We start from the raw sequence: 21,263 nt of genomic DNA on the forward strand, positions 1-21,263 counted from the left end.
GGCAGTCTGGCGCTCGCCCGGCCCTCCGTCCCACAAACGAAAAGGCGCGCCGCTTTCGCGACGCGCCTTTTGTCCGTCCGGCGGAAAGCCTTACGACAGGCGGCTGATCACCACCGTCACCTCGGGCTTCTTGCCAATCTCATTGACCGCCGAGTTGCGCACGATGCGGCGCATGCCTTCCTCGAGCTTGTCGTCATCGGTCAGCGTCTTCTCTCCGGCGCGGCCAAGGAACTGCGCCAGATCCTCTTCGAGAATGTCCACCAGCGGCGCGTTCGAGCGGCCGATCTCGGGCAGGCCCTTCAGCTCGCACCACGGCTCGCCCAGCGGCTCGTCTTCCTCGTCGAGGATCACCGTCACCACCACATGGCCATTGAGCGCCATGCGGATACGGTCGCGCACGATACCGTCCATCGCGCCGATCTGCACCGAGCCGTCGAGATAGGTGCGGCCCGTCTCCACATAGCCCGCCACCGTCGGCTGATTGCCGGACAGATCCACCATCGTGCCGTTGATCGCCAGCACCCCGGCGCGGCCCAGCCCTTCGGCCAGCTTCATGTGCTCGCGCAGGTGGCGGTGCTCGCCGTGCATCGGCACGACGATCTGCGGGTTCACGATGTCCTGCATCCGCTCCAGATCGGGGCGGTTGGCGTGGCCCGAGACGTGATACTTGCCGCCGTTGTCATCGACGATGTCGACGCCCTTCTCGGACAGCGAGTTCATGATGTGGATCACGCCCTTCTCGTTGCCCGGAATGGTCTTCGACGAGAAGAGGAACAGATCGCCCTCTTTCAGCTCGATGCCGTTGTATTTGCCGCGCGCCAGCTGCGCCGAGGCCGCCCGGCGCTCGCCCTGCGAGCCGGTCACGATCAGCATGACGTTCTCACGCGGGATCTGCGTCGCGTCCTCGGGCGAGATCACCTTGGGGAAAGAGCTGACCACGCCGGTCTCGATCGAGGCTTCGATCATCCGCCGCATGGCGCGGCCCAGCAGGCAGATCGAGCGCCCGGCCCGCTCACCGGCCTCGGCCAGCGTCTTCACCCGCGCCACGTTCGAGGCGAAGGTGGTGGCGACAACCATCTGCGGCGCGCTGGAGATCAGCGTCTCGATCTCGGGGCCGACGGTGATCTCGCTGCGACCGGGGTTGGGCGAGAAAACGTTGGTCGAGTTGCAGATCAGCGCCTTCACCCCTTTCGAGGCGACCTCGCCCCAGAGCGTCGGGTCAAAGGCTTCGCCCACCACCGGATCGCTGTCGAGCTTGAAGTCGCCGGTGTGGATCAGCCGCCCGCCGGGGGTGTCGATCACCAGACCCGAGCTTTCCGGGATCGAGTGCGAGATCGGCAGGAAGCCGACGGTGAAAGGACCCGCCTTGGTGGTTTCGGGCCAGGGCGACACGGTGGTCACCGTCTCGGGCGAATGGCCGTATTCTGCCAGCTTGCCACGGGCGATATTGGCGGTGAAGGCGCGGGCGTAGACCGGCACGCCGAGGTCCTCGAAACAATGGCCGATGGCGCCCACGTGGTCCTCGTGGGCGTGGGTGATGAACACCGCTTCCAGCCGCTCGCGGTTCTCTTTCAGCCAGGTGATGTCGGCGAAGATGATGTCGACGCCGGGGGTCGTATCCATGTCGGGAAAGGCGACACCGATGTCGACGAGGATCAGCCGTTCCTCGCCCGGTTTGCCGTATCCGTAGACATAGGCGTTCATGCCGATCTCGCCGGCGCCCCCCAGAGGGAGGTAGATGATGCGTTCACTGCTCATGTGCTTTGGCTCCTGCCAAGATTGTACGTATGGATGACGGTGAGACCATGCATGGTCAAATCTTCCCGCCAGTCGTCGAAGAGGTCTTCAGCCTGCTGGAAAAGCGGCGCCAGCCCGCCGGTCGATATGACGCGCATCGGGCGGTCTCGTTCCGCCTTGATGCGCGCGCAGATTTCTCTCACGAGGCCCACATAGCCCCAGAACACGCCTGACTGCATGCAGGCGACGGTATTGGTTCCCACCACGCGCTGCGGCTTGGTGATGTCCACATGCGGCAGCGCGGCGGCGGCCTGATGCAGCGCCTCGAGGCTGAGGTTCACGCCGGGTGCAATCACCCCGCCCTCATAAGCCCCGTCCTGCGCCACCACGTCGAAGGTGGTCGCGGTGCCGAAGTCGACGACGATGAGATCGCCGCCATAAAGGTCAAAGCCCGCCACGGTGTTCACCAGACGGTCGGGGCCCACATTGGTGCCCAGATCCACGCGCACCTCGACGGGCAGTTCCACATCGGGTTTGCCCACCACCAGCGCGCGGGTGTTGAAATAGCGATCCGCCAGAACCCGCAGGTTGAACACCACGCGCGGGACGGTGGAGGAGACGATCACATCGGTGATCTCGGCCTCGATCTTCTGAAACGCCATCAGCGTCGAGAGCCAGACGTAATATTGGTCGGCGGTGCGCTGGTGCTCGGTCGAGGTGCGCCAGGTCGCAAGGAAGCGCGCCCCGTCCCAGATCGAGAACACGGTGTTGGTATTGCCGCAATCGATGGCCAGAAGCATCCGCCGCTCCTTCAGAAAAACACGTCTGCCGCGGCAATCGCCTGCCGGCCGCTGGCTGTCCTTAGGACAAGATTGCCGGCATCGTCCACCGTTTCGAACGTGCCCACGAATTCGTGCCTGCCGGTGCGCGCGGTGATCACCGATCCCAGCCGCGCCGCCCGCTGCAGCCAGGCCTCGCGCAGCCCGGAAAACCCATAGCCGCGGAACCGCGTCTCTTCGCGCGCATAGGCGGCGGCGAGCGCGGTCAGAAACTCCTCGGGCCCCACAGCCGCGCCGGTTTCCGACAGCAGCGAGACCGGGCGCAGCGCGCCGGGCTCGACCTCGCCCACATCCGGCGCGGCGGCGAGATTGACGCCGATGCCGATCGCCAGCCAGTCGCAATTGCCATGCCGCCCAAGGCTTTCCAGTAGGATGCCCGCTACCTTGCCGCCGTTCATCAGCACGTCATTGGGCCATTTCAGCGCCAGCCCGTCCGAACGCCCGGTCACCGCCACAAAGGCCTCATAGAGCGCCAGCGAGGCGACGAAACTGCGCAGGGCCACCACCTGCGGCGGCTCGGCCACGGGCAGCACCAGCGTCGCGGCGAAATTGCCCTCGGGCATCGACCACGCGCGGCCCCGGCGCCCGCGCCCGGCGCTCTGCCGCAGCCCGAGGATCCACTCGGGCGCTTCGAGCGCGGGCACGATCCGCACCGCCTCGGCATTGGTGCTGTCCACCTCGTCCAGCACGCGCCGCCCATAGCCTTCAGGCCACATGCCCTGCCCTTTCATCTTTCCGAAAATACTCCCGCCGGAGGCAACTCCGCCAAGGGCGGAAAAAAGCGACGCGCCAGAGGCGCGTCACTCGAAGGCTCGTACCTGAGTTGGGGCTCAGTTGACAAGGGTGGCTGCCGCCGCGGCCGCAGGCCCCTCGATGCCGAAGAGGTTCACCACCCCGGCCACCATGATCACCGCCGAGACCATCAGGAAGCCCCAGAGGATCGGCGAGCCGCCGGTGTCCAGCGCATCCTCGCGGTCTTCACCGAAGTACATGTAGAAGACGATGCGCAGGTAGTAGAACGCCCCGATGGCCGAGGCCACGGCGGAGGCGACCACCAGCCAGACCATGTCTTCGGCGATGGCGGCGCGCCAGACGCCCAGCTTGGCAAAGAAGCCCAGCAGCGGCGGCACACCGGCGAGGCTGAACAGCAGCACCAGCATGGCCAGCGCCTTGCCCGGCTCGCGCTTGGAGTACATCCCCAGTGCGGTGATATCGGCGACCGGCTGGCCGTCCTTGCTCATCAACATGATGAAGGCAAAGGTGCCGACGTTCATCGTCACATAGATCACCATGTAGATCAGCATCGCCTCGACGCCGGCCTCGGTGCCCGCGGCAAGGCCGATCAGCGCGTAGCCCATATGGGCGATCGAGGAATAGGCCATCAGGCGCTTGATGTTGGTCTGGCCGATCGCGGCGATGGAGCCGAGGAACATCGACAGCACGGCGATCAGCGCGACCACCTGGCTCCAGTCCGCCACGGCGCCGCCGAAGGCGTCATGCATGACGCGGGCGAAGAGCGCCATGGCCGCAACCTTCGGCGCGGTGGCGAAGAAGGCGGTGACCGGCGTCGGCGCGCCTTGATAAACGTCGGGGGTCCACATGTGGAAGGGCACCGCCGAGACCTTGAAGGCAAAGCCCGAGATCATCAGCACGAGGCCGATCAGCAGCCCGATCGACAGATGCCCCTCGGAGGCGGCGTTGATGATGCCCGAGTAAAGCGTGGTGCCGGCAAAGCCGTAGGTCAGCGAGGCACCGTAGAGCAGCATGCCCGACGATAGCGCGCCCAGCACGAAATACTTCAGGCCGGCCTCGGTGGACATCTCGCTGTCGCGGCGCAGCGAGGCGACCACGTAAAGCGAGAGCGACATCAGTTCGAGCCCCATGTAGAGCGTCATCAGATCGCCCGAGGAGACCATGACCATCATGCCCACGGTCGAGAGCGCCACCAGCACCGGGTATTCAAAGCGCAGCAGCTTTTGCTTTTGCATGAAGCCCAGGCCCATCACCAGCACGCAGGCCGCCGAGACGAGGATCACCACTTTGGCAAAGCGCGAGAAGGCGTCATCCACGAACATGCCGTGGAAGGCCGGGCGCGTGCCGCTTGCCGTGGTGCCGATCCACAGCGCGAGGATCACCATCACCGCCGCGGTGGCCCAGACCAGCGCCGGGGCCAGCTTGTCCTTGCCGGTGTAGACCGCCCCGACCAGCGCCAGCATGGCGTAGACCGCCAGCAGGATCTCCGGAAGGATTGTGTTCAGATCAGCCGAGATCATGCCCCGTCCCCTCAGTGGTTCGCTTCGGCCACGGTGGTGCCGCCGAGATCGGCGGCCGCCACGGCCGTATCATAATTGTTGACCAGCGCCTCGACCGACGGGCCGATGATGTCCAGCGCGGCGGCCGGATAGACCCCCAGCCACAGGGTCATGACGACCAGCGGCGCGAAGGTCCAGCGCTCGCGCGGGGTCATGTCCTGAATGGTCTTGAGGCTTTCCTTGATGAGATCGCCGAACACCACGCGGCGGTAGAGCCACAGCGCGTAGGAGGCCGACAGGATCACCCCCGAGGCGGCAAAGAGCGCCACCCAGGTGTTGACCTGGAAGATCCCCATCATGGTCAGGAATTCCCCGACGAAGCCCGAGGTGCCCGGCAGCCCGACGTTGGCCATGGTGAAGAACATGAAGATCAGCGCATAGGCGGGCATGCGGTTCACGAGGCCGCCGTAGGCGTCGATCTCGCGGGTGTGCATCCGGTCGTAGATCACCCCGACGCAGAGGAAGAGCGCGCCCGACACGAAGCCGTGGCTGATCATCTGGAAGATCGCGCCATCGATGCCCTGCTGGTTGGCGGCAAAGATGCCCAGCGTCACATAGCCCATGTGAGCGACCGACGAATAGGCGATCAGCTTCTTCATGTCCTCCTGCACCAGCGCGACCAGCGAGGTGTAGACGATGGCGATGGCTGACATCCAGAACACCAGCGGCGCCAGCACTTCCGAACCCACCGGGAACATCGGCAGCGAAAAGCGCAGGAAGCCATAGCCGCCCATCTTCAGCAGGATCGCCGCCAGCACCACAGAGCCCGCCGTGGGCGCCTGCACGTGCGCGTCGGGCAGCCAGGTGTGCACCGGCCACATGGGCATCTTCACCGCGAAGGAGGCGAAGAAGGCCAGCCACAGCATCGTCTGCAGACCGCCGACGATATGGATGCCCAGCACCGAGAAGCCCGCGGTCGAGAACTCATGGGTCAGCAGCGTCGGGATATCCAGCGTGCCCGCATCGGCATACATCGCCACGATCGCCACCAGCATCAGCACCGAGCCGAGGAAGGTGTAGAGGAAAAACTTGAACGAAGCGTAGATGCGGTTCTTGCCGCCCCAGATGCCGATGATCAGGAACATCGGGATCAGGCCCGCCTCGAAGAACAGGTAGAAGAGCACCAGATCGAGCGCCATGAACACGCCGAGCATCAGCGTCTCGAGCAGCAGGAAGGCGATCATATACTCTTTGACCCGCACCTTCACGTCCCACGAGGCGAGGATCACCAGCGGCATCATGAAGGTGGTGAGCATCACGAACAGCACCGAGATGCCGTCGACGCCCATCTTGTAGCTCATGCCCATGATCCAGCTGCCGGTCTCCACCATCTGGAAGCCGGGGTTCGACGCGTCGAACTGGAACAGGATGAACAGCGAGATCACGAAGGTCGCCGAGGTGGCGATCATCGCGAGCCATTTGGCGTTCCGGTCCGCCGCGGCGTCGCCGCCGCGCAGGAAGAGCGCGAGGATCAGCGCCGCCAGCGCGGGCAGGAAGGTGACGATGGAAAGAAGGTTGGCCATTAGTGAGCCCCTCCGAGGATCGACATCCAGGTGACCAGAACGGCGATGCCGATCACCATGGCGAAGGCGTAGGTGAAGATGTAGCCGGACTGCGCGCGGCCCGCGAGCTTGGTGAAGAAGGGGATGATCCCCATCGCCACGCCATTGATCGAGCCGTCGATGACATTGCCGTCACCGCGCTTCCACAGGAAGCGCCCGATCGCCTTGGCTGGCCGCACGAAGATGAAGTCGTAGATCTCGTCGAAGTACCACTTGTTCAGCAAGAAGAGATACAGCGGGCGCTGGTTCTCTGCGAGCCGCTTCGGCAGCGCCGGATTCACGATGTAGAAGAGATAGGCGACGCCAAAGCCGATCAGCATGGCGAAGAACGGCGAGACCTTCACCCAGACCGGCGCGTGGTGCGCCTCATCCATGACGTGGTTGTCCGGCCCCATGAAGATCGCACCCTCGGGCGCCATGCCGGTGGCCACATGGGTAGTCTCTTCGGCGTGGCCCTCCTCGGCGTGGCCCTCTGCGGCGGCTGCCTCGGCGCCATGCTCTTCGGTGGCGACGGCGGTGTCTTCGCCATGCGCCTCGGTGGCCGCGTGCTCTTCGCCCGCAGCTTCGCCTGCCGCCTCACCATGCCCCTCTTCCGAAGCTTCTGCATGATGCGCGGGGATGCCGAAGAAACGGTTCACCCTCTCATGGTCGCCAAAGAACGGCCCGTAGAAGACCATCCCGGCAAAGACCGCGCCCACGGCAAGAACCGCCAGCGGAATGGTCATGACCTTGGGGCTTTCATGCGCGTGCTCATGCGTGTGCTTGTCGCCGCGCGGACGCCCGTAGAAGGTCAGGAAGATCAGGCGCCACGAGTAGAACGAGGTGAACAGCGCCGCGATGACCAGCATCCAGAAGGCATAGCCGCCCGCGGTGCCTGCCCAAGCGCTCTCGATGATCGCATCCTTCGACAGGAAACCGGCGAAACCAATGTGGGTGAGCGGGATGCCAACGCCGGTGATCGCCAACGTGCCGATCATCATCGCCCAGAAGGTATAGGGGATCTTGCCGCGCAGACCGCCGTAGTTCCGCATGTCCTGCTCGTGGTGCATCGCGTGGATGACCGAGCCAGCACCGAGGAACAGCATCGCCTTGAAGAAGGCGTGGGTCAGCAGGTGGAACATCGCCGCCGAGTAGACGCCGACGCCCGCCGCCACGAACATATAGCCGAGCTGCGAACAGGTCGAATAGGCGATCACGCGCTTGATGTCGTTCTGCACGAGGCCGACCGTCGCCGCGAAGAAGGCGGTGGTGGCACCAAGGAAGGTGACGAAGGCCATCGCCTCGGGCGCGTATTCCATCAGCGGCGACATGCGGCAGACGAGGAAGACACCGGCGGTCACCATGGTCGCGGCGTGGATCAGCGCCGACACCGGGGTCGGGCCTTCCATCGCGTCGGGCAGCCATGTGTGCAGCAAGAGCTGCGCCGATTTGCCCATGGCGCCGACAAACAGCAGGAAGGCCAGCAGGTTCGCCGCGTTCCAGTCGGTCCAGAGGAAGGTCAGCTGCGTTTCCGCCAGCTGCGGCGCCGCCGCGAAGATGTCGTCAAAGCGGATCGAGTCGGTGAGGAAGAAGAGGCCAAGAATGCCGAGCAGGAAGCCGAAGTCGCCCACACGGTTGACGATGAAGGCCTTCATCGCCGCAGCCCCCGCCGAGGGTTTCTTGTAGTAGAAGCCGATCAGCAGATAGGACGCGACGCCCACGCCTTCCCAGCCAAAGAACATCTGCACAAGGTTGTCCGAGGTCACCAGCGCGAGCATCGCGAAGGTGAAGAACGACAGGTAGGCAAAGAAGCGCGGCTTGTAGCTCTCGCCTTCCTTGAACTGCGGGTCATGCGCCATGTAGCCGAAGCTGTAGAGGTGCACGAGCGCCGAGACCGTGGTGACCACAATCAGCATGATCGCCGTCAGACGGTCCGAGCGGATCGCCCATTCGGTGCTGAGCGTGCCGCTTTCGATGAAGCGGAACAGCGGGATGGTCTCTGCCTCGCCGAGGAAGAGGAACACGATCCACGACAGCAGACAGGCCAGAAACAGCAGGCCGGTGGTGACCCACATGGCCCCCTTCTCGCCGATGAAGCGCCAGCCGAACCCCGCCAGCACGGCCCCGAGCAGCGGGGCGAAGAGAATAATCGTCTCCATGGGCGGTCAGCCTTTCATCACGTTGACGTCTTCCACGGCGATCGAGCCGCGGTTGCGGAAGAAGCAGACGAGGATCGCAAGGCCGATGGCGGCTTCGGCCGCCGCCACGGTCAGCACGAAGAGCGTGAAGACCTGCCCCGCGAGATCGCCCAGAAAGGACGAGAAGGCGACGAAATTGATGTTGACCGAGAGCAGAATGAGCTCGATCGACATCAGCAGGATGATCACGTTCTTCCGATTGAGGAAAATCCCGAAAATCCCGATGACGAACAGCACGGCCGCCACCGTCAGGTAATGTTCAAGTCCGATCATGCATCCCTCCGGGTCATTGCCCCGATCCTTCAAGTCCCTCGCGGCCCTTTGTCGGGTGGGTCCGCGTCATATCCCGTTGCCCGCAGCGCCCGCCCCTCCCGGGGGGCGCGGCAGGGTGTAATTCAGAGCCCCTGCCCGGGCTTCACGTCTTTCAGTTCCAGCGCCTTGGCCGGATCGCGCCACATCTGCGCCAGCACGTTCTGACGCTTGACGTCGGTACGGTGGCGCAGCGTGAGGACGATCGCGCCGATCATGGCGACCAGCAGGATCAGCCCCGCCAGCTGGAACAGCAGGAAGTAGCGGTCATAGAGCAGCACGCCGAGCGCGACGGTGTTCTGCATCTCTTCGGGCGCGGGCGTCGGTGCCGTCAGCTGGCTCGCCGCCAGTTCCGAGGCTTCCCAGCCGCCAAAGGCCATGCCCAGTTGCATCAGGATGACCACGCCGATGAGCAGCGCCAGCGGCATGTATTTCGCCATGCCCGCGCGCAGTTCGGCAAAGTCCACGTCCAGCATCATCACCACGAAGAGGAACAGCACCGCCACCGCGCCGACGTAGACGATGATCAGCAGCATCGCCACGAACTCGGCGCCCAGCAGCACGAAGAGCCCCGCCGCGCTGAGGAAGGAGAGGATCAGCCAGAGCACCGAGTGCACCGGATTCCGGGCGATCACCGTGAGCAGCCCGCCCACGATCACGCAGAGCGAAAAGAGGTAGAAGGCGAACACCATCATTTTGCGTTATCCTCGTTGTCTTCCATCACCTCGCGCGCAAGCTCCATGGCGCGGGTCATGGCGGGTATGCCAGCGAACATCGACATATGGGCGATGGTCTCGGCGATCTCGTCTTTGGTGGCGCCGGCCTCGATCAGGTGGCGCACGGTCATGCGCACCGGCGTGTCAGCCTGCGCGCCCTGCATGGTCAGCCCGGCCAGCGTCAGCAGCAGCCGGGTCTTGGCGTCGAGCCCATCCTTGGACATGCCCTTGCCGAACCAGAACTCCATGATGTCCTTGGGCATGGTCGGCCAGAGTTTCTCGTATTCCTTGGGCGCGAAGCTCTCGAGCGCGGGGTTGAAGGCTTTCGCCATCTCCTGCGCCTGCGTCATCATCAGCTCGAAGGGGGTTTTGGGATCGCTCATGCCTGATCTCCTGCATGGCCAAGCCGCGCAATGCCCCGCGCGCGGGTGCGGCGGGCCTCGGTCCGGGCTTGGTCAAAACTGGCGGTCATCTGCTCTCCTCCCCTGCGGCGTCAGCGATATGGAGCGTCAAGCTCGAGGTTGCGGGCGATCTCGGCTTCCCAGCGCTCACCGTTCGCCAGGAGCTTGTCCTTGTCGTAGAACAGCTCCTCGCGGGTCTCGGTCGAGAACTCGAAGTTCGGCCCCTCGACGATCGCGTCCACCGGGCAGGCCTCTTGGCAGAAGCCGCAGTAGATGCATTTCGTCATGTCGATGTCGTAGCGCGTGGTGCGGCGGCTGCCGTCGTCCCGCGGCTCGGCGTCGATGGTGATGGCCTGCGCCGGGCAGATCGCCTCGCAGAGTTTGCAGGCGATGCAGCGCTCTTCGCCATTGGGATAGCGGCGCAGCGCGTGCTCGCCGCGGAAGCGCGGCGACAGATAGCCCTTCTCATGCGGGTAGTTCAGCGTGGGCTTGGGGGCGAAGAAGTACTTCAGCCCCAGTTGGAAGCCCTTGATGAAGTCTGCCAGCAGGAAATATTTTGCTGCCCGGCCGTAATCGATCGATGCCATGGTTGCTTAACCTCCCGTGGTCCAGCGGGCGAAGATGCCCCAGAACCATCCGAATTTCGCCGCGAAGGACACGAAGACCACCCAGAACAGGCTGAACGGAAGGAAGACCTTCCAGCCCAGGCGCATCAGCTGGTCGTAGCGGTAGCGCGGGGTGATCGCCTTCACCATCGCGAAGATGAAGAAGAAGAACGCCATCTTCGCGACCATCCACAGCACGCCGTCAGGCAGGCCGGGGATCGGCGACAGCCAGCCGCCGAAGAACAGCAGCGAGGTCAGCGCGCACATCAGGAAGATCGCGATATATTCACCTGCCATGAACAGCAGGAAGGGCGTCGAGGAATATTCCACCTGATAACCGGCCACCAGTTCCGACTCCGCTTCGGGCAGGTCGAACGGCGGGCGGTTGGTCTCGGCCAGCGCCGAGATGAAGAACAGGAAGACCATCGGGAAATGCGGCAGCCAGTACCAGTTGAACAGGCCAAAGCTGCCATCCTGCGCCCGCACGATGTCGCCAAAGCTCATCGAGCCGGTAGAGATGATCACGCCGATGATGATCAGGCCGATCGACACCTCGTAAGAGATCATCTGTGCCGCCGAGCGCAGCGAGCCGAGGAACGGGTATTTCGAGTTGGACGCCCAGCCCCCCATGATCACGCCGTAGACCTCGAGCGAGCTGATCGCCATCACGTAGAGGATCGCCACGTTGATATCGGCGAGCACCCAGCCGTCGTTGAACGGGATCGCCGCCCAGGCGATCATCGCCATCACGAAAGAAATGATCGGCGCCAGCAGGAAGACAGCCTTGTCAGAGCCCGCTGGGATCACCACTTCCTTGAGGATGTATTTAAGCGCGTCCGCCACCGACTGGAGAATGCCGAACACCCCCACGACGTTGGGGCCGCGCCGCATCTGCACGGCGGCCCAGATCTTGCGGTCGCCATAGACCAGGAACAACAGCGAGATCATCACGAAGGCCACGACCGCAAGGGTTTGCGCGAGCACTAGGATGAAGATGCCGAAGGGCGTTGCGAAGAAGTCTGCCATCAAGTGTCCCTCACACCATCGGTATTCCGTTCTCGGCGCAGGCTGACGCGACGACTTCCGCGTCGATCGTCTTGAGCCCGCGAGGCAGCGCCGCAGAGATGGTGTAAACCGCATCTCCGCGCCAGAGGCCACCCTCTTCCGACACATTCGTCCGCAGATGACGCGCGAACCCGTAGCCACGGATCAGCGCATATTGCGCCGCGGCGCAATCTGCGTAGTTCTCTACATCCTCCGAGCCGCGCGCGCCGCGCATGGCCACGAAGAAATTCACCAGATCGCCATCCAGCAGCCGCGTCTCCACCCCCTCGTAGCGCGGCGCAAAAGGCGCTGTCTCCGGCGCGGGTTCCGCGCAGGCACTCAGCGCGGCCAGCGCCGCAAGGGAAAGGGATATCCGCAGCGACATGGATCACTCGGCTGCCATCGGCGCGTCGCGCCGGGCCTTTGCGTTTGCCGAAAGCTCGGCCATCAGCACCGAGGCGCGGGCGATCGGGTTGGTCAGCCAGAAATCCTTTACCGCGTTGCGGAACGACGCGTCGCCCAGCTTGTCCGTCTCCAGCGGCACCCACTCGTTCTCGGGTACCGTGTCGATCTGGGCCAGATGCGGCACCTCGGCGACCAGCGCCTGACGCAGCTGCGCAAGGCTGTCCCACGGCTGCTTGGCGCCAAGCTCGGCGGACAGGGCCCGGAGGATCGCCCAGTTTTCTTTCGCCTCGCCCGGTGCGAACCCAGCGCGGAAGGCCAGTTGCGGGCGGCCTTCGGTGTTGACGAAAAGGCCGTTTTCCTCGGTGTAGGCGGCGCCCGGCAGGATCACGTCGGCGCGGTGCGCGCCCCGGTCACCATGGCTGCCCTGATAGATGACGAAGGCCCCGGGCTCGATCTCGATCTCGTCGGCACCGAGGTTGTAGATCACGTCGGCATCCTTGGTGGCGGCCTCGAGCCCGCCTTCGGTCACCGCGCCCACGTCCAGCGCACCCACGCGCGAGGCGGCGGTGTGCAGCACCAGCAGCTTGCCGGTGAGCGCCTGCGCCGCGGCCAGAACCGCCAGACCGTCGGCCTCGCGTAGCGCGCCCTGCCCGACGATCACGATGGCATCTTCCGAGACCTTCGCGTCAGCCAGCGCCTTGCGGTCCGCGCCGAGCTGCGTGGCGTCATAGGTCAGATCGGCGGCCTCGCCGATCACCTTGACCTCGGCCCCGGCGATCCATGCCTTGCGGATGCGCGCGTTGAGCACGGGCGCCTCGTCGCGCGGGTTGGTGCCGATGAGCACGATCTCTTTCGCGGTGTCGATCTCCTCGACCGCCACATTGCCCACATAGGCCGACCGGTTGCCCACCGGCAGCCGCGCGCCGTCGGTGCGGCATTCGACCGAACCGCCCAGCCCTTCGACCAGTTGCTTGAGCGAGAAGGCCGCCTCGACCGGGGCGAGATCGCCCACCAGACCGGCCACCTTCTTGGCGCCCTTCAGCGCCGCGCTCGCCGCGGCCAGCGCCTCGGGCCATGTGGCGGGCTTCAGCTTGCCGTCCTTGCGGATATAGGGGCGGTCGAGCCGCTGGCGGCGCAGGCCGTCCCAGACGAAGCGGCTCTTGTCCGACAGCCATTCCTCGTTCACGCCATCATGGTTGCGCGGCAGGAAGCGCATCACTTCGCGGCCCTTGGTGTCGACCCGGATATTCGAGCCGAGCGCATCCATCACGTCGATGCTCTCGGTCTTGGTCAGCTCCCACGGGCGGGCGGTGAAGGCATAGGGTTTCGACACCAGCGCGCCCACCGGGCAGAGGTCGATGATGTTGCCCTGCAGGTTCGAATCCAGCGTCTGGTTCAGATACGAGGTGATCTCGGCATCTTCGCCGCGCCCGGTCTGGCCCATCTGCGTCAGCCCCGCCACCTCGGTGGTGAAGCGCACGCAGCGGGTGCAGGAAATGCAGCGGGTCATATGCGTTTCGACCAGCGGACCGAGGTCGAGATCGTCGACCGCCCGCTTGGCCTCGCGGAAGCGCGAGAAGTCGACGCCATAGGCCATCGCCTGATCCTGCAGGTCACACTCGCCGCCCTGATCGCAGATCGGGCAGTCGAGCGGGTGGTTGATGAGCAGGAACTCCATCACCCCCTCGCGGGCCTTCTTGACCATCGGCGAGTTGGTTTTCACGACCGGCGGCTGGCCCTCGGGGCCGGGCCGCAGGTCGCGCACCTGCATGGCGCAGGAGGCCGCGGGCTTGGGCGGGCCGCCGACCACTTCGACAAGGCACATGCGGCAGTTGCCCGCGATGGACAGGCGCTCGTGATAGCAAAAGCGCGGCACTTCGATGCCGGCCTCTTCACAGGCCTGGATCAGGGTCATCGCCCCATCCACCTCAAGCTCTTTGCCGTCGATGATGATCTTACGAAGGTTGGTCATTGGCATCTTCCCATGACTGGTGACACACGCGACGCTCCCGCCGCCTGCGGCAGGGCGCTGGGGGATATGCACGTCGCGTGTCGCATCATTTCTCCCTCAGGAGGCGCCCGATGGCGCTGCCCCTGGCAATTTCGTCGAGCCCGACGCGGCACAGACCGGCCGTATCCTTGGGCGATACGCCGCGGGCCGCCATATAGGCCTCGCCATCGGCGCGCATTTGCTTCTTCTCGGCCTTCGAGGTCACGTAATCCTCGATCTCCTCGTCGCTGTAGCCAAGCGCGCGGGCCCGGTTCTTCAGCGCGTTGAGCGTGGTCATCGCGGTGATCATCCGCGCGCCGATATTGTCGCAGCGCTTGCGGATCTCATCCGCCAGACCGACCGCCAGCAGACCGTCGTAAATCTCGCGCACCTCGCCCAGCGGGGGCTTGGTCTGGGCCGCAGCGGGAAGTGCCCCGAGCCCGATCAGCATCGCGGCGGCAGCGGCTTTGAACTTGCGCATATCTTCTCTCCATTGACGAAAGGTGGAGCCAGCCGACAGGCGGACTCCCTCGTCACGGAATGTGGGGACCCGGGGTGCGGCTATGCAATAACCACCCGGGAATCCGCCAGATATGAGCGCGCTCTGTCTCATTCCACGCAGCGTCCGCTCAGCACGAGGTCACTTCCCGCAAGCCGCGGCTGCGCGCGCAGCGCCGCCGGGTCCACCGCCCAGGCGATGTCGGAGGTGCCCAGAAAGTGAATGCAGTATTTGGTGCCTTCATAGACCGCCGCATCCACCGCCAGTTGCGGCGCGCGGGCGGCGTTCTTGACCGTGGCGGCAAAGGCCGCGCGGTCTTGGCTGGACGCCTTGGTGTCGGCGCGGAACTTCAGACCGCCGAACTCCGGGTCGTCCTTGCTTGTGCCGCAGGCCGCCAGCGCCGCGATCAGCGCCAGAGCGGCCCCCGCGCGCAGTTTGCGACCCGCCAATTTGTTTGCCAGTGCCATCACTCGTTCATCCCTTCTGCAGCGTCTGGCCCAGATCGGACCCCGCCGCGATTTCCTTCTCGCCGAGCGCGCAGAGCGACGCGGGCTGCGCCTCATTGCCGCCGCGCCGGGCGATCTCGCTGTCGATCTTCGTCGAGAGCGCACCAAAGTCCTGATTTTGATAAGCCGCTTCCAGCGCCGCACGATCGGTGCCCTCGGCGGCCATCTCTTCGGTGGCGCGGTGCACGGCCCCGCCGTAGCGCGAGGCAGCCAGATAGATGCCCTGATCGTGGCAGGCATCGGCAATACGCTCGGCCATCGAAATCGTCACAACCCGGTTCTCCCAACGGCTCGCCACCGAGCCGCCGCCAAAGCCACCGGTCGAGGGCGTGCCCGCACAGGCCGCCAGCGTCAGCGCGGCGATCAAACCAAAAGCACCGTTCATATAAGTCACACGCATCAGTTCACTCCGCCGCCATGGCGCCCATGCGCCCGGTCTTCTTCGCCTTGATGCGGTCTTCGATCTCTTCGCGGAAGTGCCGGATCAGGCCCTGGATCGGCCAGGCCGCCGCGTCGCCGAGCGCGCAGATGGTGTGGCCCTCGACCTGTTTGGTCACGTTGAGCAGCATGTCGATCTCTTCGACCTCCGCATCGCCGGTCACCAGACGGTCCATCACCCGCATCATCCAGCCGGTGCCCTCGCGGCACGGCGTACACTGGCCGCAGCTTTCATGCTTGAAGAACTTCGACAGGCGCCAGACCGCCTTCACCACATCGGTGCTCTGATCCATTACGATCATGCAGCCGGTGCCAAAGGACGACTGGTTCTGACGCATCCAGTCGAAATCCATGATGGCGTCTTCGAGCTTGTCCTTGGGCAGGATCGGGCAGGACGCGCCGCCGGGGATGATCGCCTTGAGATTGTCCCAGCCGCCGCGGATGCCGCCGCCGTGCTTTTCGATCAACTCGCGCACCGGCAGCGACATCTGCTCTTCGAAGACCGAAGGCGTGTTCACATGGCCGGTGATGGCAAAGAGCTTGGTGCCCGCGTTGTTCTGCCGTCCGAACGACGAGAACCACGTCGCGCCGCGGCGCAGGATGGTCGGGCAGACCGCGATGGATTCGACGTTGTTCACCGTGGTCGGGCAGCCGTAGAGGCCTGCGCCCGCCGGGAACGGCGGCTTCATGCGCGGCATGCCCTTCTTGCCCTCGAGGCTTTCCAGAAGCGCGGTTTCCTCGCCGCAGATGTAAGCGCCCGCGCCGTGGTGCAGGTAGAGATCGAAGTCCCAGCCCGAGCCAGCGGCGTTCTTGCCCAGCAGGCCTGCGTCATAGCATTCGTCGATCGCCGCCTGCAGCGCCTCGCGCTCGCGGATGTATTCGCCGCGGATGTAGATGTAGCTCGCATGGGCGTTCATCGCGAACGACGCGATCAGCGCACCCTCGATCAGCGTGTGCGGATCGTGGCGCATGATCTCGCGGTCCTTGCAGGTCGCGGGCTCGGATTCATCGGCGTTGATCACCAGATAGGACGGGCGACCGTCGCTTTCCTTGGGCATGAAGGACCATTTGAGGCCGGTCGGGAAGCCTGCCCCGCCGCGCCCGCGCAGGCCCGAAGCCTTCATCTCGTCGATGATCCAGTCGCGACCCTTGGCGATGATGCCAGCCGTGCCGTCCCAGTGGCCACGCTTCTTCGCTCCGGCGAGGGAGCGATCCTGCATGCCGTAGAGATTGGTAAAGATCCGATCTTCGTCCTTCAGCATCTCTCAGTCCTTGTCTTCCTGGCGGCCTTTCTGACGCGACCGCCAGAGCCCGTAAATCATCCAGATCGCCGTCCCGAACCCGGCCAGAGCGGCAAGGTCAAAGAAGGCCCTCATGCGCTGGGTCCAGCCCAGCATCTCGCCCGCCACCGTCGCGGCGATCCAAGCCAGCCCGGTTCCGGCGATCACCAGCGCGATAATGCGCCCCTGCCGGCTGTGCTGTGCCTCGTCGCTCATCTTCGGTCCGGTCCTCTTCCCGTTCGCACCGCCGGATCTGTCCGGCGGCACTCATCCTCTGGGCGCGTCAGTAGACGTCGCCCTCTTCGACGCGCTTCGAGAACTCGGTCTCGCCGCCCGCCGCAAGTGTCTTGGCCTGCCCGATCCAATCATCACGCGAGACCCGGCCGCGGAACCCTTTCAGGTTCTGATCCATCCACGCCACTTCACTGGCGCTCCAGCCAGCGATCTGGTCGAAATGGTAGATCCCAAGCTCGTGCAGAAGCGATTCAAGCTTGGGGCCCACGCCCTTGATTTCCTTGAGGTTGTCAGCCTCCCCTCCGCGCGGCGACGCCAGCGCCTCGGGTTGGGCTTCCTCCTCCTCAGTCGCCGCGGGGGCGACCGTCTCCGGCTTCGCCGGTGTCTCTTCTTTCGGCGCCGGAGCAGGCTCCGGTGCAGTGGCCGCCGCAGGTGCCGGCTCCGGCACATCCTCGACCGGCGGCACTTCTTGCGACGTCATCAGCGTGGCCGGCTCTGCGGTCACCGTGTCCGGCATCGTCGGCACCTCGCCCTCGACCGCTGGGGCAAGCGAGGACATCGGCGAGCGCTCGCTAAGCTGCGGCACCGCCGCGCAGGAGAGCCAGGTGAACAGAGAGCCGAGCAGACCGGCGGTGATCAGCGCGAGCACGATGGCCGCAAAGAACCCTTTCCCGCCGCCAAGCGCGAACAGCGCAACGATGAGCCCAAAAACGGCTGCCGTTATCCAGCATTTGCGGGCGCATCCGTCCTGCATCGTCACGTCTGTCATCTCTCACTCCCTGTCTAACTCATCCTGCTTATTCGTCGTCGTAGACCTCGCCCTTCTTCACACGGGTCGAGAAATCCGTCTCGCCACCTTCGGCCAGTGTCTTGGCCTGAGCAACCCACTCGTCACGCGACGCCCGGCCCTTGAAGCCTTCGAGGTTGGCATCGACCCACTCCAGTTCTTCCTCGGTCCACGAGGCGATCTGGCCGAAGTGGAAGAACCCAAGGCGGTGCAGCAGCTCTTCGAGCTTCGGCCCGACGCCCTTGATCATCTTGAGATCGTCAGCCCCGCCGTCCAGCGGCGCCGAGAGCGTCTCGGGCTTGCGGCCTGCGTCCAGCGGCTTCGGCTCGGCGGGTTCGGGATCGGATTTGACCTCGCCCGCCGGAGTGACCGGAGCCTCGCGCTTGTCGATGCCGGTGGCATTTGCGGGCTCGCCCTCCGAGAGCTTGGGCGCATGGGTGTCGGGCTTTGCGTCGCCCTTCTCGTCCGAGCGGTCACGCCACGGCGCGCGCAGCGGCACCTCGGTGCCGTCGATGCGCTTCACCGTGTCCCCAATCGAGGTTGCCAGCGCGACCGAAGCGTTCTGCTCCTCGTCCTTGCCTTCGGTCAGCACCACCGGACCGCCCAGCGGCTCCGAGCCGAAACGGCCGTTCTGCGGGCCCGGCACCGGCACCTCGCCGGCGGCCATGGCATCAAGGATCTCGGCCAGTTTCTCGCCGGTCAGATCTTCGTAGTAATCCTTGCCGATCTGCGCCATCGGGGCGTTCGAGCAGGCACCGAGGCATTCCACCTCTTCCCACGAGAACTTTCCATCCGCCGAGACCTCATGCGGCTTGGCGGCGATCTTGGCCTTGCAGACCTCCATCAGCTCGCCCGCGCCGCAGATCATGCACGACGTGGTGCCGCAGATCTGCACATGCGCCACCGAACCCACCGGCTGCAGCTGGAACATGAAGTAGAAGGTCGCGACTTCGAGCGCGCGGATATAGGCCATGCCCAGCATGTCGGCGACATGCTCGATCGCCGGACGGCTCAGCCAGCCCTCCTGCTCCTGCGCGCGCCACAGCAGCGGGATGATGGCGCTGGCCTGACGGCCCTCAGGATACTTGCTGATCTGCGCCTCGGCCCACTCAAGGTTGGCGGGCGTGAAAGCGAAGCTCTCGGGCTGTTCGTGATGAAGACGGCGCAACATGGCAAACGGACCTTCGGTTCATATCATTGGCCGGGGGCGAGGCCGCCGCGGCGTTAGGACGGGGCGCCTGCCCCGCCGCTCTTTACTCTCTCAGCCCGCTGCCGGAGCCTCGGCCATGACGTCAGCCTCGGGCGCCGGTGCGGCCGGGGTGCAGGCGCCGGTGATCAGACGCACGCCGCCGGTGGCATTGGGCTCGGCCACGCCGGTTTTCACCTTGTAGGACGCGATCTCTTGCACCTGCGCACGGCTCAGGCCGGTCTGCAGTTCGACGGGCAGATAGTCGCTCTCGGTCGAAAGCTCGCAGCCGATCGAGGCCACGGCCTCGTCCCATGCGGCGAGTTGCATGTCGTCCACGCCCTTCGGGGGCATGGTGCAGGCGGTGAGCAGAGCAAGCGCGGACAGCGCGGCAGTGATGCGGATCATCGGTCAACTTCTCCGAAAACAATGTCGAGCGAGCCGAGGATCGCCGCGACGTCGGCCAGCTGGTGGCCTTTGCAAATGTAGTCCATGGCCTGCAGGTGCAGAAACCCCGGCGCGCGCAGCTTGGCGCGGTAGGGTTTGTTGCTGCCATCGGCCACGAGGTAGACACCGAACTCGCCCTTCGGCGCCTCGACGCAGGCGTAAACCTCGCCCGCGGGCACGTGGAACCCTTCGGTGTAGAGTTTGAAGTGGTGGATGAGCGCCTCCATCGAGGTTTTCATCTCGGACCGCTTCGGCGGGGTGATCTTGCCGCGCGCCAGAACGTCGCCCTGGTTCTCGGGCAGCTTCAGCTTTTCGCAGGCCTGAACCATGATCTTCACGCTCTCGCGCATCTCGGCCATGCGGACGAGGTAGCGGTCATAGCAATCGCCGTTCTTGCCGACGGGGATCTGGAACTCGAACTCGTCGTAGCACTCATAAGGCTGCGCGCGGCGCAGGTCCCATGCAAGGCCCGACCCGCGCACCATGACACCCGAGAAACCATGCTCTTGGATGTCTTGCTCGGTCACCACGCCGATGTCGGCGTTGCGCTGCTTGAAGATGCGGTTCTCGGTCAGCAGATCGTCGATGTCCTGCAGACGCGCGGGGAACTCTTCGCACCAGGTGGCGATGTCGTCGATCAGTTCGGGCGGCAAATCCTGGTGAACGCCGCCGGGCCGGAAGTAGGCCGCGTGCAGACGCGCGCCACAGGCCCGCTCGTAGAAGATCATCAGCTTCTCGCGCTCCTCGAAGCCCCAGAGCGGCGGCGTCAGCGCGCCCACGTCCATGGCCTGCGTGGTCACGTTCAGCAGGTGGTTCAGAATGCGCCCGATCTCGCAGTAGAGCACGCGGATCAGCTGCGCGCGGCGCGGCACCTCGACGTTGCAGAGCTTTTCGATCGCCAGCACCCAGGCGTGTTCCTGGTTCATCGTGCCAACGTAGTCGAGCCGGTCGAAATACGGCAGGTTCTGCAGGTAGGTGCGGCTTTCCATCAGCTTTTCGGTGCCGCGGTGCAGCAGGCCGATGTGCGGATCGCAGCGCTCGACGATCTCGCCGTCAAGCTCCAGCACGAGGCGCAGCACGCCGTGCGCCGCCGGGTGCTGCGGACCGAAGTTGATGTTGAAGTTGCGGATCTTCTGCTCGCCCGTCAGGGCGTCTTCGAAACCTTTGGAGCCGTCCATCACTTCGCCTCCTCCTCGGCCTTTTCATCGCCGGGCAGCACGTATTGCGCACCTTCCCACGGCGACATGAAATCGAACTGGCGGTATTCCTGCACCAGTTTCACCGGCTCATAGACCACGCGCTTCAGCTCTTCGTCATAGCGCACCTCGACATAGCCCGTGGTCGGGAAGTCCTTGCGCAGCGGATGGCCGCGGAAGCCATAGTCGGTGAGGATGCGGCGCAGGTCCGGGTGGCCCGAGAACAGGATGCCGAACATGTCGAACACCTCGCGCTCCAGCCAGTTGGCCGAGGGGTGCACCGAGGTGATCGAGGGTACGATCTCATCCTCGCGCACCGAGACGCGCAGGCGGATGCGGTGGTTCTGGTACATCGACAGCAGGTGATAGACCACGTCGAACCGCTTGGGCCGATCCGGGTAGTCCACCGCGGTGATATCCACCAGCGACGAGAAGCGGCAGGTCGGGTCGCTGCGGAGAAACTCCACCAGCCCGCCGATGTTGGCGGGCGCGACGTCGACGTTGAGCTCGTCGTGGGTGACGTCCCAGGCCACCACGCAATCGGGGCGTTTCACCTCGATGTGGGCGCCAAGTTCGTTCAGTGCTTTGGTCAT

23 protein-coding genes are annotated in these 21,263 nt (G+C 64.9%); all 23 read right to left on the reverse strand.

What is annotated here, in order from left to right; genetic code table 11:
* Window positions 1-90: 90 nt before the first annotated feature.
* The 23 genes from ACXAD2_RS20205 to ACXAD2_RS20315 all read right to left on the reverse strand — a co-directional run bounded on the left by ACXAD2_RS20205 (window position 91) and on the right by ACXAD2_RS20315 (window position 21,263).
* A complete protein-coding gene (locus ACXAD2_RS20205; RefSeq protein ID WP_475173706.1) occupies window positions 91-1,758 on the reverse strand; it encodes a ribonuclease J in 1,668 nt (555 codons plus the stop codon).
* Window positions 1,755-2,537, reverse strand: coding sequence for a type III pantothenate kinase (locus ACXAD2_RS20210; protein ID WP_066100798.1), 783 nt, complete (start codon window positions 2,535-2,537; stop codon window positions 1,755-1,757). Before ACXAD2_RS20210 ends, ACXAD2_RS20205 begins: the two co-directional genes overlap by 4 nt.
* 11 nt (window positions 2,538-2,548) lie before the next feature.
* On the reverse strand, window positions 2,549-3,292 hold the full coding sequence (locus ACXAD2_RS20215; protein ID WP_475173709.1) for a biotin--[acetyl-CoA-carboxylase] ligase: 744 nt from the start codon (window positions 3,290-3,292) through the stop codon (window positions 2,549-2,551).
* A 114-nt stretch (window positions 3,293-3,406) separates the two neighbouring features.
* Complete coding sequence (gene nuoN, locus ACXAD2_RS20220; protein ID WP_475173714.1) at window positions 3,407-4,849, reverse strand: NADH-quinone oxidoreductase subunit NuoN; 1,443 nt, start codon at window positions 4,847-4,849, stop codon at window positions 3,407-3,409.
* An 11-nt stretch (window positions 4,850-4,860) separates the two neighbouring features.
* On the reverse strand, window positions 4,861-6,411 hold the full coding sequence (locus ACXAD2_RS20225) for an NADH-quinone oxidoreductase subunit M (protein WP_475173716.1): 1,551 nt from the start codon (window positions 6,409-6,411) through the stop codon (window positions 4,861-4,863).
* On the reverse strand, window positions 6,411-8,588 hold the full coding sequence (gene nuoL, locus ACXAD2_RS20230) for an NADH-quinone oxidoreductase subunit L (RefSeq protein WP_475173719.1): 2,178 nt from the start codon (window positions 8,586-8,588) through the stop codon (window positions 6,411-6,413). The genes ACXAD2_RS20225 and nuoL overlap by 1 nt, the downstream gene beginning before the upstream one ends.
* Window positions 8,589-8,594: 6 nt before the next feature.
* Window positions 8,595-8,900 carry an NADH-quinone oxidoreductase subunit NuoK gene (gene nuoK, locus ACXAD2_RS20235; protein WP_066100814.1) on the reverse strand — a complete coding sequence of 102 codons (306 nt, stop codon included), beginning with the start codon at window positions 8,898-8,900 and terminating at the stop codon, window positions 8,595-8,597.
* A 122-nt stretch (window positions 8,901-9,022) separates the two neighbouring features.
* Window positions 9,023-9,631: an NADH-quinone oxidoreductase subunit J gene (locus ACXAD2_RS20240; protein WP_475173724.1), complete on the reverse strand. Its 609-nt coding sequence runs from the start codon at window positions 9,629-9,631 to the stop codon at window positions 9,023-9,025.
* A complete protein-coding gene (locus ACXAD2_RS20245; protein WP_066100820.1) occupies window positions 9,628-10,035 on the reverse strand; it encodes a carboxymuconolactone decarboxylase family protein in 408 nt (135 codons plus the stop codon). Before ACXAD2_RS20245 ends, ACXAD2_RS20240 begins: the two co-directional genes overlap by 4 nt.
* A gap of 110 nt (window positions 10,036-10,145) precedes the next feature.
* Window positions 10,146-10,640, reverse strand: coding sequence for an NADH-quinone oxidoreductase subunit NuoI (gene nuoI / locus ACXAD2_RS20250; RefSeq protein ID WP_066100823.1), 495 nt, complete (start codon window positions 10,638-10,640; stop codon window positions 10,146-10,148).
* 6 nt (window positions 10,641-10,646) lie between these two features.
* Window positions 10,647-11,684, reverse strand: coding sequence for an NADH-quinone oxidoreductase subunit NuoH (gene nuoH / locus ACXAD2_RS20255; protein WP_164179065.1), 1,038 nt, complete (start codon window positions 11,682-11,684; stop codon window positions 10,647-10,649).
* 10 nt (window positions 11,685-11,694) lie between these two features.
* Entirely contained in the window at window positions 11,695-12,087 is a 393-nt protein-coding gene (locus ACXAD2_RS20260; RefSeq protein WP_164179064.1) for a hypothetical protein, read from the reverse strand.
* Window positions 12,088-12,090: 3 nt separating this feature from the next.
* Window positions 12,091-14,079, reverse strand: coding sequence for an NADH-quinone oxidoreductase subunit NuoG (gene nuoG, locus ACXAD2_RS20265; RefSeq protein WP_475173734.1), 1,989 nt, complete (start codon window positions 14,077-14,079; stop codon window positions 12,091-12,093).
* 85 nt (window positions 14,080-14,164) lie between these two features.
* Window positions 14,165-14,578 carry a DUF5333 domain-containing protein gene (locus tag ACXAD2_RS20270; protein ID WP_475173739.1) on the reverse strand — a complete coding sequence of 138 codons (414 nt, stop codon included), beginning with the start codon at window positions 14,576-14,578 and terminating at the stop codon, window positions 14,165-14,167.
* Window positions 14,579-14,706: 128 nt separating this feature from the next.
* Window positions 14,707-15,063, reverse strand: a complete 357-nt coding sequence (locus tag ACXAD2_RS20275) for a hypothetical protein (protein WP_475173742.1) — start codon at window positions 15,061-15,063, stop codon at window positions 14,707-14,709.
* Between the two features lie 7 nt (window positions 15,064-15,070).
* Complete coding sequence (locus ACXAD2_RS20280; RefSeq protein ID WP_475173746.1) at window positions 15,071-15,502, reverse strand: DUF5333 family protein; 432 nt, start codon at window positions 15,500-15,502, stop codon at window positions 15,071-15,073.
* A gap of 4 nt (window positions 15,503-15,506) precedes the next feature.
* Window positions 15,507-16,802, reverse strand: coding sequence for an NADH-quinone oxidoreductase subunit NuoF (gene nuoF / locus ACXAD2_RS20285; protein ID WP_164179060.1), 1,296 nt, complete (start codon window positions 16,800-16,802; stop codon window positions 15,507-15,509).
* A gap of 3 nt (window positions 16,803-16,805) precedes the next feature.
* Window positions 16,806-17,036: a DUF5337 domain-containing protein gene (locus ACXAD2_RS20290; protein ID WP_164179059.1), complete on the reverse strand. Its 231-nt coding sequence runs from the start codon at window positions 17,034-17,036 to the stop codon at window positions 16,806-16,808.
* 67 nt (window positions 17,037-17,103) lie between these two features.
* Window positions 17,104-17,823: an endonuclease gene (locus ACXAD2_RS20295; protein WP_475173750.1), complete on the reverse strand. Its 720-nt coding sequence runs from the start codon at window positions 17,821-17,823 to the stop codon at window positions 17,104-17,106.
* A gap of 28 nt (window positions 17,824-17,851) precedes the next feature.
* Window positions 17,852-19,012 carry an NADH-quinone oxidoreductase subunit E gene (locus ACXAD2_RS20300; RefSeq protein WP_475173753.1) on the reverse strand — a complete coding sequence of 387 codons (1,161 nt, stop codon included), beginning with the start codon at window positions 19,010-19,012 and terminating at the stop codon, window positions 17,852-17,854.
* 90 nt (window positions 19,013-19,102) lie between these two features.
* Window positions 19,103-19,435, reverse strand: coding sequence for a hypothetical protein (locus tag ACXAD2_RS20305; RefSeq protein ID WP_224902812.1), 333 nt, complete (start codon window positions 19,433-19,435; stop codon window positions 19,103-19,105).
* The gene (locus tag ACXAD2_RS20310) at window positions 19,432-20,652 is read right to left on the reverse strand and encodes an NADH-quinone oxidoreductase subunit D (protein ID WP_066100855.1); all 1,221 of its coding nucleotides are present in this window, start codon (window positions 20,650-20,652) and stop codon (window positions 19,432-19,434) included. The genes ACXAD2_RS20305 and ACXAD2_RS20310 overlap by 4 nt, the downstream gene beginning before the upstream one ends.
* On the reverse strand, window positions 20,652-21,263 hold the full coding sequence (locus tag ACXAD2_RS20315; protein ID WP_066100858.1) for an NADH-quinone oxidoreductase subunit C: 612 nt from the start codon (window positions 21,261-21,263) through the stop codon (window positions 20,652-20,654). The genes ACXAD2_RS20310 and ACXAD2_RS20315 overlap by 1 nt, the downstream gene beginning before the upstream one ends.

The organism is Salipiger sp. ABN3_019 (assembly GCF_056158605.1).

Excerpts from the sequence above, each read along its gene's own strand:
- ACXAD2_RS20205 (WP_475173706.1), bottom strand. The coding sequence starts at position 1,758 with ATGAGCAGTGAACGCATCATCTACCTCCCTCTGGGGGGCGCCGGCGAG.
- ACXAD2_RS20210 (WP_066100798.1), bottom strand. The coding sequence starts at position 2,537 with ATGCTTCTGGCCATCGATTGCGGCAATACCAACACCGTGTTCTCGATC.
- ACXAD2_RS20215 (WP_475173709.1), bottom strand. The coding sequence starts at position 3,292 with ATGTGGCCTGAAGGCTATGGGCGGCGCGTGCTGGACGAGGTGGACAGC.
- nuoN (WP_475173714.1), bottom strand. The coding sequence starts at position 4,849 with ATGATCTCGGCTGATCTGAACACAATCCTTCCGGAGATCCTGCTGGCG.
- ACXAD2_RS20225 (WP_475173716.1), bottom strand. The coding sequence starts at position 6,411 with ATGGCCAACCTTCTTTCCATCGTCACCTTCCTGCCCGCGCTGGCGGCG.
- nuoL (WP_475173719.1), bottom strand. The coding sequence starts at position 8,588 with ATGGAGACGATTATTCTCTTCGCCCCGCTGCTCGGGGCCGTGCTGGCG.
- nuoK (WP_066100814.1), bottom strand. The coding sequence starts at position 8,900 with ATGATCGGACTTGAACATTACCTGACGGTGGCGGCCGTGCTGTTCGTC.
- ACXAD2_RS20240 (WP_475173724.1), bottom strand. The coding sequence starts at position 9,631 with ATGATGGTGTTCGCCTTCTACCTCTTTTCGCTCTGCGTGATCGTGGGC.
- ACXAD2_RS20245 (WP_066100820.1), bottom strand. The coding sequence starts at position 10,035 with ATGAGCGATCCCAAAACCCCCTTCGAGCTGATGATGACGCAGGCGCAG.
- nuoI (WP_066100823.1), bottom strand. The coding sequence starts at position 10,640 with ATGGCATCGATCGATTACGGCCGGGCAGCAAAATATTTCCTGCTGGCA.
- nuoH (WP_164179065.1), bottom strand. The coding sequence starts at position 11,684 with ATGGCAGACTTCTTCGCAACGCCCTTCGGCATCTTCATCCTAGTGCTC.
- ACXAD2_RS20260 (WP_164179064.1), bottom strand. The coding sequence starts at position 12,087 with ATGTCGCTGCGGATATCCCTTTCCCTTGCGGCGCTGGCCGCGCTGAGT.
- nuoG (WP_475173734.1), bottom strand. The coding sequence starts at position 14,079 with ATGACCAACCTTCGTAAGATCATCATCGACGGCAAAGAGCTTGAGGTG.
- ACXAD2_RS20270 (WP_475173739.1), bottom strand. The coding sequence starts at position 14,578 with ATGCGCAAGTTCAAAGCCGCTGCCGCCGCGATGCTGATCGGGCTCGGG.
- ACXAD2_RS20275 (WP_475173742.1), bottom strand. The coding sequence starts at position 15,063 with ATGGCACTGGCAAACAAATTGGCGGGTCGCAAACTGCGCGCGGGGGCC.
- ACXAD2_RS20280 (WP_475173746.1), bottom strand. The coding sequence starts at position 15,502 with ATGCGTGTGACTTATATGAACGGTGCTTTTGGTTTGATCGCCGCGCTG.
- nuoF (WP_164179060.1), bottom strand. The coding sequence starts at position 16,802 with ATGCTGAAGGACGAAGATCGGATCTTTACCAATCTCTACGGCATGCAG.
- ACXAD2_RS20290 (WP_164179059.1), bottom strand. The coding sequence starts at position 17,036 with ATGAGCGACGAGGCACAGCACAGCCGGCAGGGGCGCATTATCGCGCTG.
- ACXAD2_RS20295 (WP_475173750.1), bottom strand. The coding sequence starts at position 17,823 with ATGACAGACGTGACGATGCAGGACGGATGCGCCCGCAAATGCTGGATA.
- ACXAD2_RS20300 (WP_475173753.1), bottom strand. The coding sequence starts at position 19,012 with ATGTTGCGCCGTCTTCATCACGAACAGCCCGAGAGCTTCGCTTTCACG.
- ACXAD2_RS20305 (WP_224902812.1), bottom strand. The coding sequence starts at position 19,435 with ATGATCCGCATCACTGCCGCGCTGTCCGCGCTTGCTCTGCTCACCGCC.
- ACXAD2_RS20310 (WP_066100855.1), bottom strand. The coding sequence starts at position 20,652 with ATGGACGGCTCCAAAGGTTTCGAAGACGCCCTGACGGGCGAGCAGAAG.
- ACXAD2_RS20315 (WP_066100858.1), bottom strand. The coding sequence starts at position 21,263 with ATGACCAAAGCACTGAACGAACTTGGCGCCCACATCGAGGTGAAACGC.